This window comes from Silvibacterium bohemicum (assembly GCF_001006305.1).
Classification (GTDB): domain Bacteria; phylum Acidobacteriota; class Terriglobia; order Terriglobales; family Acidobacteriaceae; genus Silvibacterium; species Silvibacterium bohemicum.
Genome location: NZ_LBHJ01000014.1, coordinates 20,631 through 44,483 on the forward strand (window position 1 = coordinate 20,631; position 23,853 = coordinate 44,483).

24 protein-coding genes are annotated in these 23,853 nt (G+C 60.3%); 9 read left to right on the forward strand and 15 right to left on the reverse strand.

Annotation, left to right across the window (positions count from 1 at the left end; translation table 11 throughout):
- Nucleotides 1–72: 72 nt before the first annotated feature.
- Both XX99_RS20040 and purD read right to left on the reverse strand, forming a co-directional pair.
- A complete protein-coding gene (locus XX99_RS20040; RefSeq protein WP_050061205.1) occupies nt 73–570 on the reverse strand; it encodes a DinB family protein in 498 nt (165 codons plus the stop codon).
- A complete protein-coding gene (purD, locus tag XX99_RS20045; RefSeq protein ID WP_050061206.1) occupies nt 567–1,844 on the reverse strand; it encodes a phosphoribosylamine--glycine ligase in 1,278 nt (425 codons plus the stop codon). The genes XX99_RS20040 and purD overlap by 4 nt, the downstream gene beginning before the upstream one ends.
- Before the next feature lie 138 nt (nt 1,845–1,982).
- On the opposite strand from purD, the gene XX99_RS20050 reads away from it, so the two are divergent.
- Nucleotides 1,983–3,296: an Nramp family divalent metal transporter gene (locus XX99_RS20050; protein WP_050061207.1), complete on the forward strand. Its 1,314-nt coding sequence runs from the start codon at nt 1,983–1,985 to the stop codon at nt 3,294–3,296.
- A 75-nt stretch (nt 3,297–3,371) separates the two neighbouring features.
- Nucleotides 3,372–5,108: a peptide-N4-asparagine amidase gene (locus XX99_RS20055; protein WP_050061208.1), complete on the forward strand. Its 1,737-nt coding sequence runs from the start codon at nt 3,372–3,374 to the stop codon at nt 5,106–5,108.
- Between the two features lie 60 nt (nt 5,109–5,168).
- Here XX99_RS20055 and XX99_RS20060 read toward each other — a convergent pair whose 3' ends face one another.
- The 5 genes from XX99_RS20060 to XX99_RS20080 form a co-directional block, all read right to left on the reverse strand.
- Nucleotides 5,169–5,879 (reverse strand): CADD family putative folate metabolism protein, encoded by a 711-nt coding sequence (locus tag XX99_RS20060; RefSeq protein WP_050061209.1) that lies wholly within the window; start codon nt 5,877–5,879, stop codon nt 5,169–5,171.
- 72 nt (nt 5,880–5,951) lie between these two features.
- A complete protein-coding gene (locus XX99_RS20065) occupies nt 5,952–6,707 on the reverse strand; it encodes an AIM24 family protein (RefSeq protein WP_050061210.1) in 756 nt (251 codons plus the stop codon).
- Between the two features lie 186 nt (nt 6,708–6,893).
- Nucleotides 6,894–8,138 (reverse strand): phosphoserine phosphatase SerB, encoded by a 1,245-nt coding sequence (gene serB, locus XX99_RS20070; protein WP_050061211.1) that lies wholly within the window; start codon nt 8,136–8,138, stop codon nt 6,894–6,896.
- Nucleotides 8,139–8,167: 29 nt separating this feature from the next.
- The gene (locus XX99_RS20075; RefSeq protein ID WP_050061212.1) at nt 8,168–8,554 is read right to left on the reverse strand and encodes a type II toxin-antitoxin system VapC family toxin; all 387 of its coding nucleotides are present in this window, start codon (nt 8,552–8,554) and stop codon (nt 8,168–8,170) included.
- The gene (locus XX99_RS20080) at nt 8,551–8,796 is read right to left on the reverse strand and encodes a type II toxin-antitoxin system Phd/YefM family antitoxin (protein WP_050061213.1); all 246 of its coding nucleotides are present in this window, start codon (nt 8,794–8,796) and stop codon (nt 8,551–8,553) included. The genes XX99_RS20075 and XX99_RS20080 overlap by 4 nt, the downstream gene beginning before the upstream one ends.
- A 451-nt stretch (nt 8,797–9,247) precedes the next feature.
- Between XX99_RS20080 and acnA the strand changes: the two genes are divergently transcribed.
- The 3 genes from acnA to XX99_RS20090 all read left to right on the forward strand — a co-directional run bounded on the left by acnA (nt 9,248) and on the right by XX99_RS20090 (nt 12,850).
- The gene (gene acnA / locus XX99_RS20085) at nt 9,248–12,049 is read left to right on the forward strand and encodes an aconitate hydratase AcnA (RefSeq protein WP_050061214.1); all 2,802 of its coding nucleotides are present in this window, start codon (nt 9,248–9,250) and stop codon (nt 12,047–12,049) included.
- A gap of 188 nt (nt 12,050–12,237) precedes the next feature.
- Nucleotides 12,238–12,465 (forward strand): AbrB/MazE/SpoVT family DNA-binding domain-containing protein, encoded by a 228-nt coding sequence (locus XX99_RS28155; protein WP_260315481.1) that lies wholly within the window; start codon nt 12,238–12,240, stop codon nt 12,463–12,465.
- Complete coding sequence (locus tag XX99_RS20090; RefSeq protein ID WP_050061215.1) at nt 12,458–12,850, forward strand: PIN domain-containing protein; 393 nt, start codon at nt 12,458–12,460, stop codon at nt 12,848–12,850. Before XX99_RS28155 ends, XX99_RS20090 begins: the two co-directional genes overlap by 8 nt.
- Before the next feature lie 79 nt (nt 12,851–12,929).
- Here XX99_RS20090 and XX99_RS20095 read toward each other — a convergent pair whose 3' ends face one another.
- The 6 genes from XX99_RS20095 to XX99_RS20120 all read right to left on the reverse strand — a co-directional run bounded on the left by XX99_RS20095 (nt 12,930) and on the right by XX99_RS20120 (nt 18,376).
- Entirely contained in the window at nt 12,930–13,148 is a 219-nt protein-coding gene (locus XX99_RS20095) for a hypothetical protein (RefSeq protein WP_050061396.1), read from the reverse strand.
- 109 nt (nt 13,149–13,257) lie between these two features.
- Nucleotides 13,258–14,274, reverse strand: coding sequence for an adenosine deaminase (gene add / locus XX99_RS20100; protein WP_311732246.1), 1,017 nt, complete (start codon nt 14,272–14,274; stop codon nt 13,258–13,260).
- 91 nt (nt 14,275–14,365) lie between these two features.
- A complete protein-coding gene (locus tag XX99_RS20105; protein WP_082125770.1) occupies nt 14,366–15,466 on the reverse strand; it encodes a radical SAM protein in 1,101 nt (366 codons plus the stop codon).
- A gap of 122 nt (nt 15,467–15,588) precedes the next feature.
- The gene (locus XX99_RS20110; RefSeq protein ID WP_082125771.1) at nt 15,589–16,515 is read right to left on the reverse strand and encodes a PDZ domain-containing protein; all 927 of its coding nucleotides are present in this window, start codon (nt 16,513–16,515) and stop codon (nt 15,589–15,591) included.
- A gap of 221 nt (nt 16,516–16,736) precedes the next feature.
- Entirely contained in the window at nt 16,737–17,720 is a 984-nt protein-coding gene (locus XX99_RS20115) for an anti-sigma factor family protein (RefSeq protein WP_050061217.1), read from the reverse strand.
- 59 nt (nt 17,721–17,779) lie between these two features.
- Nucleotides 17,780–18,376, reverse strand: coding sequence for an RNA polymerase sigma factor (locus tag XX99_RS20120; protein ID WP_050061218.1), 597 nt, complete (start codon nt 18,374–18,376; stop codon nt 17,780–17,782).
- A gap of 249 nt (nt 18,377–18,625) precedes the next feature.
- Here XX99_RS20120 and XX99_RS20125 point away from each other — a divergent pair, with 249 nt between their 5' ends.
- Entirely contained in the window at nt 18,626–19,306 is a 681-nt protein-coding gene (locus XX99_RS20125) for a ribonuclease HI family protein (RefSeq protein ID WP_050061219.1), read from the forward strand.
- A 190-nt stretch (nt 19,307–19,496) separates the two neighbouring features.
- Here the strand turns inward: XX99_RS20125 and XX99_RS20130 are convergent, their stop codons facing one another.
- Nucleotides 19,497–19,973: a GatB/YqeY domain-containing protein gene (locus XX99_RS20130; protein ID WP_050061220.1), complete on the reverse strand. Its 477-nt coding sequence runs from the start codon at nt 19,971–19,973 to the stop codon at nt 19,497–19,499.
- 108 nt (nt 19,974–20,081) lie between these two features.
- On the opposite strand from XX99_RS20130, the gene XX99_RS20135 reads away from it, so the two are divergent.
- The 3 genes from XX99_RS20135 (at nt 20,082) to XX99_RS20145 (ending at nt 23,445) form a co-directional block, all read left to right on the forward strand.
- Nucleotides 20,082–21,296 carry a pyridoxal-phosphate-dependent aminotransferase family protein gene (locus XX99_RS20135; protein WP_050061221.1) on the forward strand — a complete coding sequence of 405 codons (1,215 nt, stop codon included), beginning with the start codon at nt 20,082–20,084 and terminating at the stop codon, nt 21,294–21,296.
- 157 nt (nt 21,297–21,453) lie between these two features.
- Nucleotides 21,454–23,088, forward strand: a complete 1,635-nt coding sequence (gene serA / locus XX99_RS20140; protein ID WP_050061222.1) for a phosphoglycerate dehydrogenase — start codon at nt 21,454–21,456, stop codon at nt 23,086–23,088.
- Between the two features lie 24 nt (nt 23,089–23,112).
- Nucleotides 23,113–23,445: an FmdB family zinc ribbon protein gene (locus tag XX99_RS20145; protein WP_231581528.1), complete on the forward strand. Its 333-nt coding sequence runs from the start codon at nt 23,113–23,115 to the stop codon at nt 23,443–23,445.
- 27 nt (nt 23,446–23,472) lie between these two features.
- On the opposite strand, the gene XX99_RS26860 is transcribed toward XX99_RS20145, so the two are convergent.
- A complete protein-coding gene (locus tag XX99_RS26860; RefSeq protein WP_082125772.1) occupies nt 23,473–23,787 on the reverse strand; it encodes a DUF6496 domain-containing protein in 315 nt (104 codons plus the stop codon).
- Nucleotides 23,788–23,853 lie beyond the last annotated feature (66 nt).

The window sequence follows — 23,853 nt, forward strand, 5'->3', positions numbered from 1 at the left end:
TTTCATTCTCGAAGAGAGTGGATGAAGGGCTTCCTGATGCGATGTGCGTCAGGAAGTCGCACCGCAGCTCGCCTAGACGAACGCCTCGCTGAACAAAATGTCCTGCATCCAGTTCGGAGGATAGCCGTGCTGGCGAACGATGGGCCCAATCTGCGCCCAGTGGCGGATGGCGTGCACAAAGACATGCAGGCAAAGCTTACGGCGGGAGCCGCCAACCTCGCCGGCCGTCCGTGTCTGGAAATAGAAAACCTCATCCAGCGCTGCGTCGTTGGTGGTATCGAGAAAGCGTCGCAGATTGCCCGCTGCGCGAGCTTGCAGATCCCAGGCCTTCTCGAGATTCTTAGGCCCCATCGCTCCCCAATCGCTGACGGCCTCTCCGAGCAATCGCTCTGAGAGCCGAACGGCGCCGCCATAGATATGCCAGACCAGCTCGCCAATATTGCTGCTCCCCGCGATGTCGGTCTCGGCTTCTGCTGCAGCAGGATTGGCCGCGAAGAACTGCTTCCACTTCGCGGCGGTTGCTTCGAAATCGGCTAAGAGATCTTCCAGTGTGACGGCGGTATGGCTCATGATTTTTTCTTCAACGCGCGATGCCCGATGTCACGACGATAATAGATTCCCTCGAACTGAATCTTCTCGATCCCCTCGTAGGCACGCTTCAACGCCGCCTCAAGCGAATCTCCGGCCGCGGTCACCGCCAGCACGCGCCCTCCGTTAGTGAGGTACTGCCCATCGACCAGAGATGTACCGGCATGGAAGACCTCGACACCCGGCACCTGCGCGGCAGCGTCGAGTCCCGTAATCCGATATCCATTGATGTAGCTGCCTGGATAGCCCTTCGACGCGGCGATCACGCAGGCCGAGGCTCCCGGCTTCCAGCGAAACTCGGCTTCACACAGCCTGCCGGCAACGCAGGCTTCAATCGCATCGAGCAGATCGCTTTCCAGGCGCACCAGGATCGCCTGCGTCTCCGGATCGCCGAAGCGGGCGTTGTATTCGAGCACCATTGGACCGCGCGCCGTCATCATCAGGCCGACATAGAGAACGCCGGTGAAGGGCGTATCTTCGGCCGCCATCCCATCGATAGTTGGCTGCGCAATGTGGTGCAGAATCCATTCACGCATGGCATCGTCGACCATCGCATCGGTCGAGTAGACGCCCATGCCGCCGGTGTTCGGTCCGGTATCGCCTTCGCCCCATCGCTTATGGTCTTGCGCCGGAGCCAGCGGCGCCACGTGCTTGCCATCACTGAGCAGCAGGAACGAAATCTCTTCGCCGGTGAGAAATTCCTCGATGACCACCAAGCTTTCAGGCGCGCCCAGAAGCCTGCCGTCGAAGAGATCGGCGATCGCTTTCTCCGCCTCCTGCCGCGTCTCGCAGATCAACACGCCCTTGCCTGAAGCCAGGCCGTCCGCCTTGACCACTACGGGCAGATGGAAGAGGTGCAGCGATTCAAGCGCCTCCTGCTGGCTGCAGCAGACGGCATAATTCGCCGTCGGAATATTGTGGCGCTGCATAAAGCGCTTGGCGAAAGACTTGCTGGTTTCGAGCATGGCCGCTGCCTGCGTGGGGCCAAAGACGGCCAGGCCCCGGCGGCGCAATTCATCCACCAGTCCCAGCGAGAGCGGCAGCTCAGGTCCCACGATGGTGAGATCTGGAGCTTCTTCGGCGACAATGCGCAGCAGATCGCTCAGGTCTTTTTGATTCACCGGTACGCAGCGGGCGATGGCTGCAATGCCTCCGTTGCCGGGTGCGCAGACGATTTCGCTCACGCGCGGGGATTTGCGCAGCGCCCAGATCGCTGCATGTTCGCGGCCGCCCGCACCAATGACAAGTACTTTCATGACTGACAAAGCTCCAATGTTCCTAAGGGCAAGCCTATCGCAGCGTCAGGCTCGCGCCAAGCGCCCGAGCATCATTCACACGCCGGCAAGAAGTATTGCGTGCGAACGATTCCGCCGTCTATACACTTGAAATACCGCATGGCCTCCGTTCAGCCATCCTCCGATCTTCCGCCTCTGCTGCCCAGGCTGCGCAGCTCCGAGCTGTGGTCGTACTTCGGACCGGCCTTCGTGGCCAGCATCGCGTATATCGATCCGGGTAACTTCGCGGCCAATTTCGATGGCGGAGCCCGCTTCGGCTACAAGCTGCTGTGGGTGCTGCTGTGGTCGAATGCAATGGCCATCCTCATCCAGTACCTGGCCGCCAAGCTGGGCATCGCCACAGGAAAGACGCTGCCCCGCAACTGCCGCGATCACTTCCCGCGTCCGGTGACGATCTTTCTTTGGATTGCTGCAGAGATCTCCGCCCTGGCCACGGATATGGCCGAGTTTCTCGGCGCAGCGCTCGGCTTCTATCTGCTCTTCGGAGCGCGCTTCCTCCTCTACGGCTGGAATAAGACGGAGATTCTCCTGGTCGCTGCCGTGCTCGCCGCCCTCTGCGTCTTTGCCATTCTGGCCCTGGAGCTGTGGGGCTTTCGCAAGCTGGAGATGGCCATCATGGGCTTCGTCTGCATCATCGGCGTCTGCTACGCCATCGAGATGCTGATGATCCGGCCGCAATGGGGGCAGATCGCGCTGCACACTCTGGTGCCCATGGTGGACAGCAAGAGCATCTATATCGCCGTCGCCATGTTGGGTGCAACCGTGATGCCGCACGTCATCTATCTGCACTCGGCGCTGGTGCAGCCTCGCCTGCAGGCGGAACAGGCTCTCCCCAACAGCACGCCACGCCGCCAGTATGCGGCCCGGCTGCGCCATCTCCGTTACGAAGCCATCGATGTCTTCGCCGCGATGAATGCCGCGTGGCTGGTCAACTCCGCCATGATCGTCGTTGCCGCCGCGGCGTTCGGCGGACACGTCCTGGCCAATCCCATCGAGGACGCGCATCGAACCCTCGGGCCTCTTCTCGGCGAAGGCTCCGCCATCATGTTCGCCGTGGCTCTGCTCTGCTCCGGCCTGTCGTCCTCCACGGTTGGAACCATGGCCGGCCAGGTCATCATCGAAGGCTTTCTCGATGTGAAGTTCAGCATCTTTCTGCGCCGCCTGCTGACCCTGGTTCCCGCGATCGCCGTGATCGCCAGCGGTCTCGATCCGCTGCGCATCCTGATTTTGTCCCAGGTTGTACTGAGCTTCGCGCTCCCCTTCGCTCTGATTCCGCTCCTGCTTCTTACCGGAAACCGCAAAGTGATGGGGGCCTTTGTGAATCAGCGCACAACCCACTGGCTGGGCTGGTTGACGGTGGTGGTGGTAATAGCGTTGAATTTCTTTCTACTGTGGCAAAGCATCGCCGCATAGACGCCAATCCAGCGTCGATCCCGCCGCAATTCACGAAGTGTAGTGTTGACACCAAAACCTGGAAAGGATTCAACGATGCATCCTGCGCGTAGCCCTCAGTCGCGCTTCAGAGGCCATCTGTTCGCAATACTCTCTGTAGCAATCGCTCTTCCCCTTGCAGCTCAGAATCGGTCTTCGCAGTACCCGCCGCTCAGCACCGGAACCTCTCTCGAAGCCACCGCCGATCCAACCATCCTGCGACCCAATACCAGGCATTGCGAGGTGACACTGCTCGACAACCAGGCCTTCGCCGACTTCAGCAATAAGGATTTTAGCTTCACTCCACCCGCGGACTGTCCCGGACCGTGGTCGAAGGTCATTCTTACTGCCGATTTCTCCATCCAGGCCGGTGTGCAGTTTGATCGCACGGCACAGCTCTTCTTTGATAACGTCAATATCTTCTTCGGTACGACGGCCGAGCCGCTGCAGTCACAAGCCAATACCTGGCACGTGGAGCGCGACCTCACCGACTACACCAGCCTCTTCAAGTCAGCGCAGACCGGCTACGCCTTTCTCGGCAACATCGTCGGCGCGGACGGCCTGACATCGACCATCTTCGGAACCTTCAAGCTGGAGTTTTATCAGGCGAATTTCGTCAATCCCGCTCCGGCTACCGCGGATCTGGTCACGCCGATTCAAAGCGGCGGCAACAGCTCGTTCACCATTCAGACGGGCACGCCCGAAGTCACTCAATCGGTGAGCTTCCCGAAGAACACCGAGCGTGTCTACCTCGATGTTCTCTCCGAGAGCCAGAACGCCGAGGAGCAATGGTTTCTCTGCGTGCCAACCAGCATCGCCGCACAGTTAGACGCCTGCCAAGACACGGCATTTCGCGAGACCGAAGTCACCATCGACGGCAAGCCCGCGGGTGTCGCTCCGGTCTATCCCTGGATTTACACCGGCGGCGTCGATCCTGGCCTGTGGGTGCCGATTCCCGGCGTGCAGACCTTGAACTTCATTCCCTACCGGGTCGACCTTACGCCTTTTGCCGGCACGCTCGACGATGGGCAGCCGCACGCAGTCGGCGTGGGAGTTTTTAACGCCTACAGCTTCTTCACTGTCACCGCGCAGCTGCTGGTCTTCGAAGATCATGGACGCTCTCAGCTAAGCGGCGCACTCACCGCCGATACGCTGACCGTCCCGAATCCCACCGTCACCAATAACGTGAATCTCAACGCAAGCGGCGTGGGCTCGGGACAGACGACCGTCTCCAACTCGCACAACTTCGTTATCTCCGGATATGTAAATACTTCGCACGGCCGCGTGGAGACGAAGGTGGAGCAGCAGGTGAACTTCGACAGCGTTGCGAATATCACCAGTACCGCAACCGAATTCGCGCAGAACAGCGTACAGACCTCAACCGTAAACGCCAAGACTACGACGCAGCAGGGACCGGTCTTCACCACCAGCGAGACCAGCTTCTCCTATCCCATCACAGTGCACGAGGTCGAGACGGTTCAATCGAATGGGAACATTACCCAGGCGACGACCATCGACCAGAAATTCCAAAAGGAAGAGACGCAGACGCTGGAAGGATTTCCTATCTTCCACAGCAGCGTTTCGAACGAAGTGAATCCCACCGACAACGCGCTGTTTGTCTTCAATCCTGCGCAGGGCGACTTCTCGCTCGGCCAGAACTCCGGGCAGAGCAGCTCGCAGAATTACGTCTACCAGGATTCACTCGGCCACTGCTACAGCCGCAATCTGGTTGTAGCGAATAACGTCCTGAACACCGTAACCGATGGAGCGGCCTGCCACGAGCGGCACTTCTAAATTCATTGCTGCGACAAGAAAAAGCCCGGCATAAGCCGGGCTTTTTCTCATGCAAAATGATTAGTTGACGCAGGCAGCCGCGATGCTGTGGCGCTCGCAGACCGCGGAGAGCAATCCATAGAGACCGCCCAGGACCTCGCCCGCCGCTTCGAGAGCAGCTGCTCGCTCGCTCTCATTCACGCATTGAGCGATCTGTGCCGCTTCGACCGCCGCATGCTCGCGGTCGGCCTCGACGTGGACCGTGAAGTAGTCGTAGCCTGCCGGATCGTTGAAGCCGTAGAACGCCTTGAGCCCTTCGATCTTGGTCTCCGACACCGCGGGGATCTGGCTCTCATACGCGTAGAGCGCCGTGAGGCCAACACCCGTGCCGCGCTGGCCGCAGCATGCGCGGAAGTCTTCGATCAGCTTCTTCGTCGCCGGCCACTGTGCCGAACTCTTCACATCGCTGCGATTAAGTCCGAGGCTCTCGGCAAAGCGCAGCCACAGCTCGGGATGGTTCGGATTGCCTGCTTCTTCATCCATGAGATTGGTCAGGATCTGGCGGCGAACTTCGGCGTCATCGGTCTGCGCATGAACCGCGGAAAGATAGGTAGGGAAGGCGGCGACGTGATGATAATACTGGGTCGCATAATCGCGAAGGGCATCGAGCGAAAGCTCGCCCCGCGTCCACGCCTGATAAAAGGGGTGCTGTAGCAGATGCTGCGCGGCCACGCGCGCATCGATCGCTTGAAGAATGGAAGCCTTGGTCGAGAAATCGGAAATATGGCTCATGCTTGCCTCCGGAGAATACGTTGCATTCAGGTTACTACGATGGCTGCTGGCAGCGTCTGCCGCAGAAACTCCCTACTTCATACCGTCGAGGATGGAGCCGACAATGCCGCCTACGACCCCTGCCTGCGTCGTCTCGCGCACCTGCCCAGGCAAATAGGGCTGGAGCTGGTGCGCAAGTTTCGAAATCGGAAGCGTCTGCAGCCACACGCGGCCGGGGCCGGTGAGTGCAGCCAGAAAAATACCGTCGCCGCCGAAGATCATGTTGCGGATGCCGGTAATGCGCGTGATTTGAAAGGACACGCTGGATTGGAATGCCCCGACATGGCCGGGATGCACGCGCAGCGTCTCGCCGGCGGCCAGATCTTTGGTGATGACTTCGCCCGAGAGCTCGAGCCATGCCATCCCCAGGCCGGTGATGTGTTGCAGAAGAAATCCGTCGCCGCCGAAGATGCCCGCACCCAGCGATTGCTGAAAGCCCACGCCGATCTGCACCTGAGCCGTCGCGCACAGGAAGCCATGCCGATGCACATAGTAGTCGAGCCCCGGACCCACTTCGACGGGAAGAATATGCCCGGGAACGCGCGTGGCGAAAGCCAGCTCGCCGGGTGCGCCCATCGAGCGGTACTCGGTCATGAACAGGCTGCCGCCGCCTGCCACACGCTTCAGCGCGCCGAAGAATCCGCCGCCTCCGCCAAACTGCGTGTGGGTCGTCATCTGGATCGATGCGCTCATCCAGGAAAGCTCGCCTGCTTCCGAGATCACGGCATCGTTGTGGTCGAGGATAAATTCAAGGACCGGCATGGTGGTCCCGACAATGCGACTCTGCATAAAAGCTCCCGCGATGAAATACGGTAATTGTCGATCGCAAGTTCCGCGATCGGCCAATCGCTCCGGCTCCGAAAGACATTTCCCGAGGAGACGGCGCCGCCATCATTTTAGACTGCTGCCGTCAGCGGTTTCACGCCGGGAAGCCGATCACGCGATGAGAATCCCACGATTCATCTATCTTCCGCGTTACGAAACCGCGACGGGTTTGAAGCATTCCAGCGTGTCCAGGTCGCGGTCGCGCACCCCGATAAGGTAAAGCAGGCTGTCGAGGCCAAGGTGCGTCAGCGAATGGCTGGCGCTCTGGCGCACCAGCGGCTTGGCGCGAAAGGCGATCCCCATGCCCGCCAGCTTCAGCATGGGCAGGTCGTTTGCGCCGTCGCCGACGGCGATTACCTGTTCGAGTGAGATCTTTTCCTGCTCGGCAATCTGCCGCAGTAGCTCTGCCTTGCGCGGGCCGTCGACAATCGCGCCTGTCACCTCTCCGGTGACGACGCCGTTCGCCATCTCCAGCTCGTTGGCGTGTAAGTAATCGATGCCGAATCGCGCCTGAAGGTGATGCGCGAAGAAGGTAAATCCGCCGGATAAAATCGCTGTCTTGTAACCCAGCGTCTTCAATGTGCAGATCAGCCGCTCTGCGCCTTCGGCGAGGGGAATCTTGTCCAGAAGCTCGCGAACGCGCGAGCCTTGTAGTCCCTTGAGCAGGGCCACACGCCTCCGAAAGCTCTCCTGGAATTCGATCTCCCCGCGCATCGCAGACTCGGTGATCTTCACCACCTGATCGGCGACGCCAGCCATCCTGGCCAGCTCGTCGATCACCTCGCCTTGAATCAGCGTCGAATCCATGTCGAAGGCGAAGAGACGCCGGTTGCGGCGAAAGATGCTTTCGCGCTGAAACGCGATATCGATAGGGAACTCCTGCGCCAGGCGGAGAAATGCGGCGCGCATCTCATCCTGCGAACGCGGCACCCCGCTCACGCGCAGCTCCACGCAGGCATTGGCATTCGGAGAATGCACTGCCAGCGAAAGCCTTCCCGAAAGCCGCTCGATGCGGTCGATATTCAGCTCCTGCTCAGCGAGCACCGCGGCCACGCGCGAGAGTTGCTGCGCAGAGATGGCGCGGCCGAGAAGCGTGATGAGGAAGCGATCCTTGCTTTGGCCGGCGAGCCAATGCTTCAAAGACTCATGCGAAATCGACGTGAAGCGGACATGAAGTCCCAGAGACTGTGCTTTGGCCAGAAGCGCAACCTTCAACGGCTCGAAGACGCTGCCCGAGGGCAGCTCGATCAGCAGGCCGAGCGCCAGAGTCTCATGCACCACCGCTTGGCCCACGTCGAGGATGCAGGCGTCGTATTCCGCTAGAAGACCGGTGAGAGCCGTCGTAAGGCCAGGATGATCGGCCCCCGAAAAGTGAAGAAGAACGGTTTCGCTCATTGCAGACTTCAGCGTAGCAGGAGACGCGTTTACATCCTGCGAATGGGGCCGGGGTATTTCGTCATCAGCCGATCGGCAGTAAGCAGCAGGATGCCTTCCACCATGGCCTGCGCGACGAGGATGCGGTCGAAGGGATCTTTATGGATCGGCGGCAGGCCGTCAACGGCCACGGCGTGCTCTCCCGTCACGGGAAGATCGATATAGCCGTTATCCAACAAGCCGCGGCGCAGAAGGCGCGGATCCACCGGAAGGTCGTCGCGCCCCAGTCCTCGCTTGATGGCAATCTCCCAGAGACTGGCGGCGCTGAAAAACAGCTGGTTGCCCGGATCGTTAATGAACTTGCGGGCCGAAGGCGAAAGGCGCTCCGGCTGGCCCGCGGCCCACAACAGCACGTGCGTGTCGAGAAGCAGCTTCACTCACCGCCGCCGAAGAGCTTCTCGATCTCCACGCTGCCCATGCGGTCGAAGTCACGGGGAACTTTGATCTCCCCGGCCATAAAGCCCAAACGGCGCTGCTGCGCCGGAGCCGGGCTGTCGAGAGGGACAACCTTCACCAGCGGTTTGCCGGCCTTCGCGATCACAAAGGGCTTGCCATTCAAGGCGTCTTCCACCAGACGAGAGAGGTGAGTCTTTGCAGCGTGAATATTGATCTCATTCATAGTCGCCTCCGCTGGACTTAGTTCAATTAACTTAGTTTATCGCAAAAGGAAGAGAATCGCTAGCGGATGGTGCGTGCAGCCGGCGAGCTTTCCTGTGGCAAGGGCAAATCTTTTTGCCGCGACATGACGGAAGCCGCCGCCCCGATAAGTATTGCTGGGGCCATAAGGCCTTTGAAATTATGGTGCTGAAAGCCTGTTCGTCGTAACCTGACACTGGAATCGGGTTTGTCCTAAAATAGCGGCAGGACGATGAGCACCATGCTTTTGCCTCCAATTCTCAAGCGTTTTCGCCACGGCCGCCCGGACCGTGGACGGTTCCTATCTAAATAAGTACTCTTTCTCCGACATATTTTTCCGCGCCTGACGCCGTGTGAACCTCCGCGCGCCTGGACCGCGGCGCACCGCACCGGCTCTCCGCTGGAGAGCCCTCCTATGAAAAGGAAACTGAGAGATGAGCCAATCCGTAAATAGCTTCGGCAGCCAGTCGCAGCTCAAGTCTGGCAGCAAGACCTACGATATTTACCGCCTGAATTCACTGGAAAAGAAGGGTGTGCAGCTCAGCCGTCTGCCCTTCAGCCTGCGCATCCTGCTTGAAAACCTGCTCCGCCATGAAGACGGCAAGTCGGTCACCGCTGACGACATCGAATTTCTCGCCAAGTGGGATCCGAAGGCCGAGCCTTCGCGTGAGATTGCCTACATGCCGGCGCGCGTGCTCATGCAGGACTTCACCGGCGTCCCGGCCATCGTCGATCTCGCCGCCATGCGCGATGCGATGAAGGTCCTTGGCGGCGATCCGCAGAAGATTAACCCGCTGCAGCCTGCCGAACTGGTCATCGATCACTCGGTGCAGGTCGACGAGTACGGCACCAGCAATTCGTACTCGCTCAATGCGATGCTCGAGTTCCAGCGCAACCGCGAGCGCTACGCCTTCCTCAAGTGGGGACAGTCGGCCTTCCGCAACTTCTCGGCCGTCCCCCCGGGCATGGGCATCTGCCACCAGGTGAACCTCGAATACCTGGCCCGCGTGGTCTTCACGCTTGATGAGAACGGTAAGACCGTCGCTTATCCTGACACGCTGGTTGGCACCGATTCCCACACCACCATGATCAACGGACTGGGCGTGCTGGGTTGGGGCGTGGGTGGCATCGAAGCCGAGGCTGCCATGCTTGGCCAGCCTGTCTCCATGCTGGTTCCGCAGGTAGTCGGATTCAAACTGACCGGCAAGCTGCGCGAGGGCGCAACCGCGACCGATCTCGTGCTCACCGTCACCGAAATGCTGCGCAAGCTCGGCGTGGTTGGCAAGTTCGTCGAATTCTACGGAGCGGGCATCAGCGAGCTGTCGCTGGCCGACCGGGCCACCATCGCCAACATGGCCCCCGAGTATGGAGCCACCTGCGGCATCTTTCCGGTCGACGCCGAGACGCTGCGCTACCTGCGTCTTACCGGTCGCAACGAAGAGCAGATCGCGCTGGTCGAGGCTTATTACAAGGAGCAAGGTCTCTTCCATGCCGCCAACGCTCCCGAGGCCGAGTACTCGCAGACCATCGCGCTCGATCTCGCCACCGTGGAGCCCAGCGTCGCCGGCCCCAAGCGTCCGCAGGATCGCGTGCTGCTCAAGGAGGCGGGCGCGAGCTTTGCCAAGCAGCTGCCTAACCTGCTCGGACCGAACGGCAACAAGAATGGCGTTCGCCAGGTTGTGCGCTGGGAGGGCGAGGGCGGACATCCGGCGGAGACACCCGAGGCTTCGAATGGCGTGCATGAGACCGGACCCACCACCTCGATCAAAGACCGCTTCCATGTCGATGTCGACAAGTACCTCGACAACGGATCGATCGTGATTGCGGCTATCACCAGCTGTACCAACACTTCGAATCCATCGGTGATGGTTGCCGCGGGCATCCTGGCTAAGAAGGCCGTGGAGAAGGGCCTGAGCGTTCCGCCGTGGGTCAAGACCTCACTCGCGCCCGGTTCCCGAGTCGTGACCGATTACTACGAAAAGGCAGGCCTGCTGCCTTACCTCGACAAGCTGCGCTTCAACGTCGTCGGCTACGGCTGCACCACCTGTATTGGCAACTCAGGGCCGCTGCCCTCCGATGTGTCCAAGTCGATTGAGGATCATGGCCTGGTCGCCGTCTCTGTGCTGAGCGGCAATCGCAACTTCGAAGGCCGCATCAACTCCGATGTCCGCGCCAACTACCTCATGTCGCCGCCGCTGGTGGTGGCCTATGCTCTGGCCGGACGCATCGACCACAACTTCGACACCGACCCGATCGGCAAAGGTCAGAACGGCGAGCCCGTTTACCTCAAGGACATCTGGCCGTCGCAGCAGGAAGTATCCGATACCATTACTTCGGCCATCGACTCCTCCATCTTCACCAAGGAATACGCAACGGTCTCCGATGGCGACGAGAACTGGCAGCATCTGAAATTTCCCACCGGCGATGTCTACCAGTGGGAGACTGACTCGACCTATATCCGCAAAGCCCCCTACTTCGAAGGGATGCCGGCCACGCCTGCACCAGTCGAAGACATCGCAGGCGCCCGGGTGCTCGCCGTACTCGGCGACTCGGTGACCACCGACCACATCTCGCCTGCCGGCTCGATCAAGTTGAACGGACCCGCCGGGAAATATCTCACCGAGCATGGCGTCAAGTCCGCAGACTTCAACTCCTACGGCTCGCGCCGCGGCAATCACGAGGTCATGGTTCGCGGCACCTTCGCCAACGTGCGCCTGCGCAACAAGCTCGCTCCGGGAACCGAGGGCGGTGTCACCCGTCTGCTGCCCGAAGGCGAGGCGATGAGCATCTTCGACGCGTCAGTCAAATACGCGGAGCGTAAGACGCCGCTGGTCATCCTGGCCGGCAAGGAATATGGCTCCGGATCGTCGCGCGACTGGGCCGCCAAGGGGCCGAAGCTGCTCGGTGTGCGCGCGGTTATCGCTGAAAGCTACGAGCGTATCCACCGGTCGAACTTGGTGGGGATGGGCATCCTGCCGCTGCAGTTCCTCGACGGCCAGAACGTCGAATACCTCGGCTTGACCGGCGAGGAGGTTTTCGATTTCCCCGGCCTGAAGGCGCTGCTCGACGCAAAGTTCGCCAACGGGAAGACGCTGCGCATCAAGGCGACCTCTCCCGAGGGAAGAACGCTGGAATTCGAAGCCAAGGTCCGAATCGACACTCCACAGGAGATTCTTTACTACGAGAACGGCGGCATTCTGCAGTATGTGCTGCGCAGCCTTGCAGGCAAGAACTAGCTCATAGCCAACCAACTCAGACAAGAGCCTCGGGACGCCGAGGCTCTTGTTTTTATGGACGGCGGTAGCGGCATATCGCTTGTAGGCTCCACTTTGGAACAACCTGCAGGCTCGGTATGAACTTGCCATCATATATAAAAAATGACACAATATTCCAATGGTGACACATGAGCGACCTTCGTACATCTATGACTGAAAACGGCAGAATAGTGATACCGTCATCTTTTCGTCGCGCTCTCGGGATAGAGCCAGGTGAGGAGCTGATAATGCGTCTCGAAGAGGACGGGCTGCGCATCACTACGGCGCGGCATCGGCTGGCGAAAGCCAGAGCTCTGGTGCGCAAGTACATTCCTGATAGTGTGTCTCTGGCAGACGAGCTGATCGCAGAGCGCCGTGAGGCCGCCAAGCTTGAGTAAATTTGTTCTCGACGCTTCGACTCTGTTGGCCTTCGTGAAAGAAGAGCCGGGTGTCGACACTATGCCTGCCGAATCGGAAATCATCAGCTTTTCGGTCATCAGCTCAGTGAATCTTGCTGAAGCTCATAGCAAGCTGGTGATGAAGGGCATTCCCGCTAATGATGCCTGGGAGGCGATCATGGCCCCGATCGGGGAGGTCGCGGACTTTAATCCTCACCATGCAAAGCGTGCAGGGGGACTGATTCTGCAGACCCGACACTTAGGCCTCTCGTTGGGAGATCGTGCCTGCCTTGCTCTGGCGATCGAGCTTGGCGTGCCGGTTTATACAGCGGATCGCGTCTGGTCGCAGCTGGACCTCGGCATTCCCATTCATGTGATTCGATAGCCCATCTGAAAAAAGCAAAGCCCCGGACTGGTCCGGGGCTTTTGTGTCGTATCAAGAGATTTTTTAAAGAAATCTTGCGCTAAATGCCGACCCCATAATCGGCTGGATGCTCATCCCCGGCGTGCGAATAAAAATCGCTCGGTGTGCGGCGCTTGAACTTGTAGCGAATGCGCAATTCACGACCGACATAGAGACCAAGCGCAGCCACACCTACGGCGACCGACGCCCATCCCAGGGCGCGCAGCGGCAGGTGGCTCTCATCTCTCGACTTCAATCCGAACACAGGCAGGATGCTCACAGGGAACCTTCTTTCCGCGGATTCGATCTCACGCGTTGCCATCATGATAGCTCAGTTCGATTACGCCGATAATCCGTTTTCATCCCCATGGTGTACCACTTTGGTCTCATCAGATCGTTTTTTCAATACGGCGTAAATATTCGATTTTTTGTTCGGCAGGCAAGAAGCTGGCCTCGATCGAATTCGCAGCCAGCTCGCGCAAATGCTCGTCGCTAAAGCCGAATTCGTTCTGCGCAATCCGATACTCGTCTTCGAGATAGCTGAGAAACATGGCCGGGTCGTCGGAGTTCAGCGTGATCATCAGCCCGGCATCGAAATACTTCCGCACCGGATGATCGGCAAGCGCCACGCAGCAGCCAGTCTTCAGGTTGGACGTGATGTTGATCTCAATCGGTATCTGGCGCTCGGCCAGAACGGACATCAGCTCCGCGTCGTGAATGGCGGACAGGCCATGGCCGATGCGCTCGGCTCCGATGTTGATTGCACCCCAGATGCCTTCCGGCCCTACCGTCTCACCGCCGTGCGCGGTCAGTCGCAGCCCCGCATCGCGGGCTTCGGCATACAGCTCCCGGAATGGATCGGCGCCAGTATGCCGCTCGTCTCCGCCAATGCCGATGCCGATGATCGAAGGGTTCGCGCCGCGCAGCTCGGCTGCTTTACGAAAGACGCGCGCTGCCTCTTCCGGCCCGAACTGCCGGGCCGCGTCGAAGATCCAGTAGCAGGTGATGCCGAAGTCTGCTTCCGCCTTGCTGCGACCGCGCTCCATGCCGACGAAGAGCGGATCGAAGTCCATCTTTCGCCAGTAATAGACCACTCCGACGGATACATATACCTCAGCGTGGACCACGCCCTGCAGCGCCAGCCGTTGCAGCATGCGGTAGGTGATCAGCTCGTAGTCTTCCGGCGAGCGCAGGCGCTCGGTGACCGCCTTGAAGGCCATCATGAAGCCGGTGAAGTCGGTGTACTGGTAGATAGCCCGCGCCTGATCGAGGCTCAGAGGGTTGCCGTCGTGGCGCTGGCTTAGATCGACGAGCGTCTCCGGCGCGATGGTGCCTTCGAGATGCAGGTGCAGCTCCGCTTTAGGCAGGCGTCGGATGAAGGCGAGTTGGGCGTCGGCGTTTGGCAATGGCTTATCTGACATCAAGAGCAGGTACCGCGAACGAATCCGCTCGGATACTTTTCCGGCGCCAAAGGCGCAACTGCCTGGACGGCGAGTCCTAGGTGCGGATATTGACCAGGCCTTCAGCCGAGCCCGGCGAAATGCGCGAGGTCTGCGGAGCCCGCCAGTGATCGATATAGGAAATCTGGTGCACGCAGCTAATAGTGCAGTGGGGCGCGCAGGTCTTCTCAGTCAGGAACTCGCGCTTCAGATCTTCCTTGCGATACTCGGCCAGCGGGACCCCGGGAAAGCCGCGCTGCTGCGAGCAATAGTGAACCAGCCCGTTTTCGCAGATGTAGATGTAGCGCGAGCCGGCGCGGCAGCGCCACTCATTGGGCTGCGCATTGGCAATCGCTTCCTGGAACTGGTTGAAGCGCGAATAGTTTTTCTTCTTCCAGCTGCGCATCTCCGACCACACGGAGCGTTCCTTGTCGCCCAGCGGCTTCAGCTGGCCATCGCCATCGTGGATGATGCCGATGGTTGCGGTGAATCCCAATTCAATCGCCCGGCGGCCGATGGTCAGCGCGTCCTGCGGATCCTTGATGCCTCCGCCGACCACGGAGTTGATGTTCACATGGAATTCGGCGTACTCGGAGAGCCACTGCAGCTTCTTGTCCAGGACTTTGAGGCTCTTCTTCGAGATCTCGTCCGGCTCGATGTTGTCGATCGAGATCTGCAGGTGGTCCAGTCCCGCCTTATTCAGCCGCTCGATGCGCTCCGGAACCAGGTAGTAGCCGTTGGTGATCATGCCGGCCAGCGCGCCGTTGTGGCGGATGCGGGCAATGATCTTGTCCAGGTCGGGATGCGTGGTCGGCTCACCGCCGGAGATGGTGATGATGCTGGTGCCCAGGCGTCCCAGGTGATCGATGCGGCGCAGCATCTCGTCCAAAGGCACCGGCTCGGAGACCTTGTCGTATTCGTTGCAGTAGGCGCACGAGAGATTGCAGAAGCGCATCGGCACAATCTGCGCCATCACCGGATGGCCCGTCGAAGCCAGAGCCCGGCCTACGATGGCCAGCTCACGCGCCTTGCGGGCAGCCGCACGCGCTTTGCGGACGAGCGGACGCTTCACCGGCAATGCCTTCGTAGCTTTCGCTGAGGGACCTTGCTGGCCGCTAACCCGCGGTTCTTTAACCGTATCTTCGCTGACGCTCGACATGCTTCTTAGAATTGAACCATATACGCTCGGCTGCGTGCGAGCGGTCAGCGCCGAATGGAGCGCAAAAAGGGTTAAACGGCAAAGATCGAAGGCGTTCGCAGATGGCAGATGTAGTGTGGCAACTAAGACTGGCCCTGCGCTGCGGCGCCTTCCGCCGGCAGGCCGCGAGGTACGAGCAATTCTCCCTTGTGCTTACCCTCGCCGGCCTGCATGCTGAGCGTCTGCTCCTTGCGGTTGCGAAAGATGGTCACCTGGATCTGCTTGCCGCGATTGGCGTGCATGGCCTTGGCCCATTCGCTGAGGGTGGCCATAACGTGGCCGTTTACCTTGGTCACCACATCGCCCGCCTTCAGGCCCGCGGCCGCAGCCGGGCTGTTATCGGCGACACGCTTTACCAGCAGCCCCTGGCCATCCTTCACGCCGAAGTAGTCGGCGAGCTGCGAGCCAAGGGGATCCAGCTGTACGCCGACCGAAGTGCTCCCGAAGGTCAGAGATCCGAAGAACCCTTTCACGCCGCTGTGGGAGCTGGGTGCCGCCAGGGCAATGCCTCCGCCGTCGCCATCCGGATCGGGAACGATAGCCAGGTTTGAGAACGCTTTTTGCTCCAGGGCGCCCTGATCGGCCAGGGCAACGTTGATGGTCTGCTGCTGCCCGTCGCGGCTGATGACGAGCGAGATGCTCCGCCCGGGAGGCGTCTCACGCAACATGCGCCGCATCTGATCGGCGCCGGCCACTGGCTGGCCGTTCATTTGCAGCACTACATCGTGGACCTTCAGGCCTACGGCTCCGGCGGGAGCGTCATGGTCGACGGTGATGATTTCCGCCCCGGTCGTGTCCTTGAGCTTGAGATTTGCCGCGCGCTTGTTGTCGATATCCCGGAGACCAATGCCCAGATAGCCCGAAGTGCTGCTGGCTGCAAGCAGCGCCGGCGACTGGCCGATGACGGTCGTAATCTGTCTGCCGCTGCTCCCGGCGGCAAATCCTGCCGGAACGAGAACCACGGTACCTGCTGCTACTGTTGCTGACACTAACCTCAAAAAGTATTTCATGTGACGTACTCCGAAAACCCGGACTCCTCTCTGGGCGGAGGAAGTTTACCGGCTGCTGTTGAGACGCCGTCTCGGGTCAAATGTAATCCTCAGGGCGCAGATTTTAAAGAAGGAAAGGCCGGATGTTGCGCCCCAGCGAGCGGCCATGGGACAGGCCGCATGGCTGCTCACGAGTCGTTCTGCCTGTCTACCGGCAAAGTCACGCTATTAGGAAATAGCCGCTATTGGATCTGCTGCACCTGATTCAATACCTGCTGCGAGACATCCCGTATCTGCGGGCTATCATCGCGCGCGGCTACCGTGTGCAGCACCTCGCGCACGCTCGAATCCCCCTGCACCGGCTCCAGCAGGCCGATAGCCTGGGTCTTCACCTGCGTATCCGGATCGTTGAGCAGCGACTGCAGCACCGCATCCCGAACCCGGGTGTCGTTGGCGATATAGGGCTGCAGGCCGTCCAGCGCCTTCAGGCGAACGGGAAGGCTGCTGTCATAGAGCAGAGACACCATCAGCGTATTGCGGACAGGAGCGTCGTCGCACAGATGACGATTGCGGCAGCCGTCGGCCAACAAGGCCACCGAGCTAGCACGCACATCTGGATTCAGGCGGTTCTGGGCTCCCAGCAGGAGAAGCTGCCGAATCGCAGGGTCATCGCTCGAGCCCTGCATCGACCCCGGCAGCAGCCGGTCGTAGCGCACCTCGATATTTTTCGAGCCGGGCTGCTGCACCACGCTGCTGACGTTGGCTATCGGCGCAGCCTGATCTTCGCTGATCGCTGCGGAGGACGCGGATGGCTGGACGAGCTTAGCTTGCTCGCCGGCATGGGCATGCTCGCCAGTCCAAAAGCCGCCATATGCGCCGGCGGAAAGTCCCACCACCAGCAGTGCCGAAGCCGCGACGGGAGCTGAACGAAGCCGGTTCATCCCCTGGCTAAACTGCCGCGAAAGCTGGAAGAGCCATCCTCCATGCGGCAGGGTATCGAGCGCCTCTTCGAGCCGCATCCGGGAGCGCGCAACGAGATTGGCCGACGGCTCCTCGACAGGCAGCAGCGACATGGCCTTGGCCAGCGCCTGCGCGCCCTCCCATTCCTGCAGGCAGGCGTCGCAGGCGGCCAGATGCTGTTCGAGCTGGTGCTTCTGGTCGTCAGCCAGTTCACCGTAAACAGCCAGAGCAATGCGTTCTTGTGCGGTTTCGCACTTCATGGTCATACCTTTGCCTCACAGCCTCAAAAAAGTTCGCCTCGCCTTCCGGGTGGGCCCGGATAGGTTTAGCGCAGTTCCGCCAGGTTCGCTCGTAGCTTCCTGGTCGCCCGGAAGAGCGTGTTCTTCGCTGTCTCTTCCGTGGTGTGCAACATTTCACCGATCGTTCTCAGCTTGAGCCCTTGGAAATGCTTGAGCTCAAACACCATGCGTTCGCGAGGAGTGAGCTGATCGAGCGCCTCGCGAATTTTTTCTCCTAAAAGCTTCCTGCTCAGCTCGCGGTCCGGGTTCGCGCTCGCGCGGTCGTCCGAGACGTTGTTCAACAGGTCCATCTCCTCGCCCGAAGCATCGATCATCACCGCCTGATCTTCGCGGCGCGACTTTCTCCGCCGCAGCAGATCCAGGCACAGATTGGTGACGATGCGATAGATCCAGGTATAGAAGGAGCACTCGAAGCGGAAATTGCCTAGATACCGGTAGGCTTTGAGGAACGCTTCCTGATGAATATCCTCGGCATCCTGTTCGGAGCCAGTCAGGTGCAAGGCCAGCCTCAGCACCGCCTGATCGTATTGACGCACCAGCGCGTCAAAGGCTGCTCGCGATCCCTGCTGAGCCTCGCGGATCAGCTCCATCTCGCTTGCGCGTGCCTGTGGATCGATCGCCATCCCTCGCGAAGATTGTATCTTTGGCGGACTGCTCGCGGCCGAGGGCCCGGAAAATGGGGAGGCGAAACGGAGTGCATCAGCAGGCATCGAGGCTCCTTGAACGATGGGCAGAGAATCCCCGAGCATGGGACGAGCCGATTTTCTATTTGTGAGCAAATCCCCCAAAAAATCGTCTTTGCAGGATCGCATCCTTCACTTCCATGCCACAGGAGTGGAAATCGACCCCCGAAAATCGTCTAAACTCCCTACATGAGTAGCCGTCAAGGCGAGACAGATAGCGGACGGCTCTGGCCGGCTGACTCCTCTCACAGCAAAGACCTCGTTACCGCCTATTGCGACGGCGGATCGCGCGGCAATCCCGGCCCCGCCGGCTTCGGCGTCTTCATCCAGGGCGCGGATGGCGAGACGGTCGCGGAGCTGAGCGAATACCTCGGCAAGCACACCAACAATTACGCCGAATACTCAGCACTGCTGGCATCCCTCGATTTCGCGCTCACCCAGGGACATCCCCGTCTCAAGGTGGTCTCCGACTCGGAGCTGATGGTGAAGCAGATCAAGGGGCAATACAAGGTGAACAGCCCTGAGCTGCGCCCGCTCTACGAAGAGGCCAAGCGGCGCATCGCCCGGCTGGATGCTTTTCAGATCCAACATGTGCTGCGCGAAAAGAATCAGCGTGCCGACCGCCTCGCCAACCTGGCCATGGACCGCGGCATGGGAAGGACCGGCTCCGACAACGGCCGAACGTCGTCGACTGGGTTGTCATCCGGATCGCCATCATCGGGATCATCATCCAGATCGCCCGCGTCCGCCTCAGCTGGAGCCGAAAAACCGCAAATGCTGCGTGGCTTCGTAAAAGGTGGAGTCGTGCATCTGGTCGAAGGCGAATTACCCGACGGCATCTTCGTGCGGATTACCCCAGAACGCCGCTAGCCCGGGGGCCCCACATCTTCCAGTTGAGATGTGGGATTACGGAACCCTGAGGCGCCGAAGGCGCGACCTGCCTGGACGGCTAGTCCCATCTCGCCTTTGAGATGTGGGATTCCACAAAAATGAGGCGGCGTGACCGCAGGGAGCGAAGCATCGAACACCCGCGCGCCAGCGCAGATGCCTTGACGGCCAGTCAACGTGACAGCTTCGCTTTTACGATCTCGCTCACCTGGCGTCCATCCGCGCGCAGACCTTTGGCCTGAATTCGTGCCTGCACCGCCTTCATGGCCGTGCCCATGTCTTTGGGGCCGAGGTCGTCGCCGGAGCAGGCCAGCTCGGCGAGCGTCTCTTCCACCAGCTTGCGAACCTCGTCCTCACCCGCTGCCTTCGGCATGTACGTTTCGATCAGCGCGATTTCCGCCGTCTCTTTTGCCGCCAGCTCGGGCCGGTTGCCCTTGGTGAATTGCTCCACGGATTCGCGCCGTTGCTTGATGAGCGTGGTCAATATCTGCTGCGCTTCCGCATCCGTGATCGGAGAGCGCTTTTCGATCTCTTTGTTCTTGAGCGCGGTCTTCAACATGCGCAGGGCTGTGGTGCGTTCGCTGTCGCGCGCCTTCATGGCGGTGACGATGTCTTTTTCGATCTGCTGTTGAATGCTGGCTTCGCTCATAATCCCGTCCAAACCTCCCATTATAGAAAGAAAGCGCTCGTCGCGCCCCCTCAGTAAAATGAAAGTGACCGAGCTTCCACGATGTGGAAGCAGCAAAGGAACTAAACGATGATCCGCAAGACACGCCTTTTTACTCCCGGCCCAACTCCTCTGCTCCCCGCCGCCCAGTTCGCCATGGCCGCCGCGGACATTCATCATCGCACTGCGGAATTTCGCGCCCTGTACCAGCGCGTGCTCGACCAGCTCAAGACCTTTGTCGGCACCAAGAACGATGTGCTGCTGCTCGCTTCCTCCGGAACCGGCGCGATGGAGGCTTCGGTCTCGAATTTGACTTCGCCCGGTGATCGCGTTCTGGTCCTCTCCACCGGCAAGTTCGGCGAGCGCTGGACAGCGATTACCAAGGCCTTCGGCTGCGAAGTGGATGTCGTCAGCGCTCCCTATGGACAGACCTTCTCGCTCGATGAAGTGCGCAAGGCGCTCAAGCCCGAGACTCGCGCTGTCTTTCTGCAGGCCACCGAGTCCTCGACCGGCGTTCGCAACGACGTGCAGGGTGTCGCCGAGCTGTTGAAGAAAGCCAATAGCAACGCACTGCTGGTGGTTGATGCCATCACTGGCCTGGGCACCACGCATTTTGACGTGGATGCCTGGGGCGTTGACGTCATCATTGGCGGATCGCAGAAGGCGGTCATGATTCCGCCTGGCCTCGCTTATCTCAGCGTGAGCGATCGCGCCTGGGAGGCGATGGAGACCTCGCGCAATCCCCGCTACTACTTCGACCTGCGCAAGGAGCGCAAGAACGCGCACAAGGGTGAGTCGTCCTACACCCCGGCCGTGTCCTTGATCGCCGGCCTGGGCGCTGCTCTCGACTTCATCGCCGCGCAAGGTGGAGGCGATCTCGCCGCCGGACGCAAGGCTCTGGTCGATAACGCCGAGACCTGCGCTGCAATGACCCGCGCCGCTGTCGAAGCGCTCGGCCTGAAGCTCTTCGCGCCTGTGTCGCCTGCTGCTGCAGCCACTGCCGTTCTGCCGCCCGCTGGAGTCGACTCCGGCGTCATCGTCAAAGAGCTGAAGAGCCGCTTCGGCGCGGTCATCACCAACGGACAGGGCGAGATGAAGGGCCAGATCTTCCGCGTGGCCCACATCGGCCTCTTCGACTACATGGACACCATTGCCATCATCGGCGCATTGGAACAGGTAGCCGCATCGCCGTTGAAGATTCCCGGCTTCCAGTTCGGTCATGCTCTCGCCGCCGCGCAGAAGGTCTTCGCGGAAACGGGATCATCGGCTAAGAAGGAAACCGCGGAGCCGGTCGGCGCTCGCTAGCGACTGGCGCGAATCGTTGTCATCCAGAGCGAAGCCCCTCGCCGCGATATCACGAGGGGCTTCGCAGGATCTGTAAGTTGCTCGCAGCACCCCAAAAATTCACATTGTTCTCGACGCAGCGATAACCGAGGGCAAGAATAGTTCAAGAGGAGTAAGCATGAAGATCGTTCTCGCCGAGAAAGTGTCTCCGGCAACGCTTGCCGTGTTCAAGAGCGAACCGGATTGGAAGATCGTTTCGCATGACGAGATCAAGAACGGCCTGCCGGCAGAGCTCGCCGATGCCGATGGCCTCGTTGTCCGCTCGGCGGTTCAGGTGGACGATGCCCTGCTCGCCTCCGCTCCCAAGCTGCGCGTGATCGGCCGCGCCGGGGTCGGCGTGGACAACATCGATGCCGACGCTGCCACCCGTCGTGGCATCGTGGTGATGAATACGCCGGGAGCCAATGCCATCGCGGTCGCCGAGCTCACCCTGGGCATGATGCTCGCTCTCGCTCGCCAACTGCCGAAAGCAAACGCCACCATGCACGCCGGCAAGTGGGAGAAGAAATCGCTGCAAGGTGTGGAGCTGCGCGGCAAGAAGCTGGGCGTTCTCGGACTCGGCCGCATCGGCCTCGAAGTTGCGCGCCGCGCCCGCAGCTTCGGCATGGAGATCATCGGTCACGATCCCTTTGTCTCGGCTGCCGTCGCTCGCGAGAACGCGATCCAGCTGGTCTCGACCGAAGAGCTGTTTCGCGACGCTGACTACCTCACGCTGCACGTCGGCCTGACCCCGCAGACCTCCGGCATCATCAACGAGACGACGCTCGCATCCATGAAGAAAGGCGTGCGCATCGTGAACTGCGCGCGTGGCGAGTTGATCGTCGAAGCGGCGCTGGCCGCGGCGCTCAAGAGCGGCCATGTTGGCGGCGCTGCGCTCGATGTATTTCATCAGGAGCCGCCCAAGGATTCGCCGTTCTTCGGCCTCGACAACGTCATCCTCACTCCTCACGTTGCCGGATCGACGGCCGAGGCGCAGGAAGCTGTCGGCGTGCAGATCGCGCTGCAGGTCCGCGAATACCTGAAGCTCGGAGTAGTGCAGAATGCCGTCAACCTGCCCTCGCTCTCGCACGAGGAGTATCTCGAGCTCGCTCCCTACATCACGCTCGCCGACCGCCTGGGAACATTCCTCGCCCACTTCGCCGAAGGCAATCTCGAGAGCGTGCATATCTCCTACAACGGACGCATCGGCGAGGGTAAAACCGATCTCATCCGCAATAGCGCCATCGAAGGTATCCTCGGCCACTCCGAGGGGGTCAATCGCATCAACGCGGCCGCTGTCGCCGAAGAGCGCGGTATCCGCATTCATGAAGAGAAGAAAGCATCTGCATCCGGCGGAGCCGGCAACGTCCTGAAGCTCACCATCCACACGCGCGCCGGCGATGTGATTGGCAGCGGCACCGTGCTGCATGGTGTTTCCGCTCGCCTGCTGAGCCTCAACGGCATCGACATCGAAGCGCCTCTCGAAGGAACGCTGCTCACCATCCGCAATCAGGATGTGCCCGGAGTGATCGGCCGCGTGGGAACTATCCTGGGCGAGCAGCGCGTCAACATCGCCAACTTCGCGCTGGGCCGGGCGAACCTCGCTCGCGCCATCCAGGAACACCGCGTTCCCGAAGGAACGGCGCTGGCGGTCGTGCAGGTGGACGGTGAATTGACCGATGCTACGCTGCGCGCGTTGCGCAAAGTCGAGGCCATCACGGAAGTTCGCGTAGCCAGTCTCGGTGAAAAGCCGCAGCTTGCGCTAGTAGAATAAAAAGCGTACTCAGATTCAGGAGTGGTGCAATTGCCTCTATACGAATACCGCTGCAAAAAGTGCGGTCATCAATTTGAAAAGATCCAGACCTTCAGTGCGCCAGACGAGAAGGAATGCCCGGTCTGCAAAGGCGAGCTGGAGCGGCTCATCTCCGCACCGGCCGTGCAGTTCAAAGGCTCTGGCTGGTACGTAACCGACTACGCGGGTAAGGGAAGCTCGAAGGGGCCTGCGAAATCCGCGGAGTCGGGCGGCAGCTCCGACAAACCTGCTGCCGCGTCGTCTGAAGGCGGAAGTTCCTCGACTCCCGCATCCAGCGCCGGATCGTCTTCCTCGACTTCTTCTACCAAGAGCGAATAAGAATAAGAGCGAGCGTGAACCGCTCGCTCATTTTTTGGAAGACTTCTTTTTAGCTCCCGCCTTTTTTGCTGCAGACTTCTTGGCCGCGCCCTTCTTTGCCGGCACCTTCGCTCCCGCCTTACGAGCTTCCGACAAGCCGATCGCGATTGCCTGCTTGGGGTTGGTCACCTTCTTGCCGCTGCGTCCCGACTTCAGCTGACCCTTCTTCATCGCCTTCATCTCGCGCTCGACCGACTTCGATGCCTTCGGGCTGTACTTTTTCGCGCTGGACTTCTTAGCGCTGGCCGCCTTCTTTGTTGCTTTCTTTGTCGTCTTCTTCGCTGCCTTTTTGGTCGTTGCCATGATTGTCTTCTCCCTGAAACCTGGATTCAGGTTCCAGCAATGGGAAGCCCGAAGAAACAACAAGGT

Excerpts from the sequence above, each read along its gene's own strand:
- XX99_RS20125 (WP_050061219.1), top strand. The coding sequence starts at position 18,626 with ATGAGTAGCCGTCAAGGCGAGACAGATAGCGGACGGCTCTGGCCGGCT.
- acnA (WP_050061214.1), top strand. The coding sequence starts at position 9,248 with ATGAGCCAATCCGTAAATAGCTTCGGCAGCCAGTCGCAGCTCAAGTCT.
- purD (WP_050061206.1), bottom strand. The coding sequence starts at position 1,844 with ATGAAAGTACTTGTCATTGGTGCGGGCGGCCGCGAACATGCAGCGATC.
- XX99_RS20105 (WP_082125770.1), bottom strand. The coding sequence starts at position 15,466 with ATGTCGAGCGTCAGCGAAGATACGGTTAAAGAACCGCGGGTTAGCGGC.
- XX99_RS20040 (WP_050061205.1), bottom strand. The coding sequence starts at position 570 with ATGAGCCATACCGCCGTCACACTGGAAGATCTCTTAGCCGATTTCGAA.
- XX99_RS20120 (WP_050061218.1), bottom strand. The coding sequence starts at position 18,376 with ATGGCGATCGATCCACAGGCACGCGCAAGCGAGATGGAGCTGATCCGC.
- serA (WP_050061222.1), top strand. The coding sequence starts at position 21,454 with ATGAAGATCGTTCTCGCCGAGAAAGTGTCTCCGGCAACGCTTGCCGTG.
- XX99_RS26860 (WP_082125772.1), bottom strand. The coding sequence starts at position 23,787 with ATGGCAACGACCAAAAAGGCAGCGAAGAAGACGACAAAGAAAGCAACA.
- XX99_RS20055 (WP_050061208.1), top strand. The coding sequence starts at position 3,372 with ATGCATCCTGCGCGTAGCCCTCAGTCGCGCTTCAGAGGCCATCTGTTC.
- XX99_RS20130 (WP_050061220.1), bottom strand. The coding sequence starts at position 19,973 with ATGAGCGAAGCCAGCATTCAACAGCAGATCGAAAAAGACATCGTCACC.
- XX99_RS20060 (WP_050061209.1), bottom strand. The coding sequence starts at position 5,879 with ATGAGCCATATTTCCGATTTCTCGACCAAGGCTTCCATTCTTCAAGCG.
- XX99_RS20115 (WP_050061217.1), bottom strand. The coding sequence starts at position 17,720 with ATGACCATGAAGTGCGAAACCGCACAAGAACGCATTGCTCTGGCTGTT.
- XX99_RS20065 (WP_050061210.1), bottom strand. The coding sequence starts at position 6,707 with ATGCAGAGTCGCATTGTCGGGACCACCATGCCGGTCCTTGAATTTATC.
- XX99_RS20050 (WP_050061207.1), top strand. The coding sequence starts at position 1,983 with ATGGCCTCCGTTCAGCCATCCTCCGATCTTCCGCCTCTGCTGCCCAGG.
- XX99_RS28155 (WP_260315481.1), top strand. The coding sequence starts at position 12,238 with ATGACTGAAAACGGCAGAATAGTGATACCGTCATCTTTTCGTCGCGCT.
- XX99_RS20110 (WP_082125771.1), bottom strand. The coding sequence starts at position 16,515 with ATGAAATACTTTTTGAGGTTAGTGTCAGCAACAGTAGCAGCAGGTACC.
- serB (WP_050061211.1), bottom strand. The coding sequence starts at position 8,138 with ATGAGCGAAACCGTTCTTCTTCACTTTTCGGGGGCCGATCATCCTGGC.
- XX99_RS20080 (WP_050061213.1), bottom strand. The coding sequence starts at position 8,796 with ATGAATGAGATCAATATTCACGCTGCAAAGACTCACCTCTCTCGTCTG.
- XX99_RS20135 (WP_050061221.1), top strand. The coding sequence starts at position 20,082 with ATGATCCGCAAGACACGCCTTTTTACTCCCGGCCCAACTCCTCTGCTC.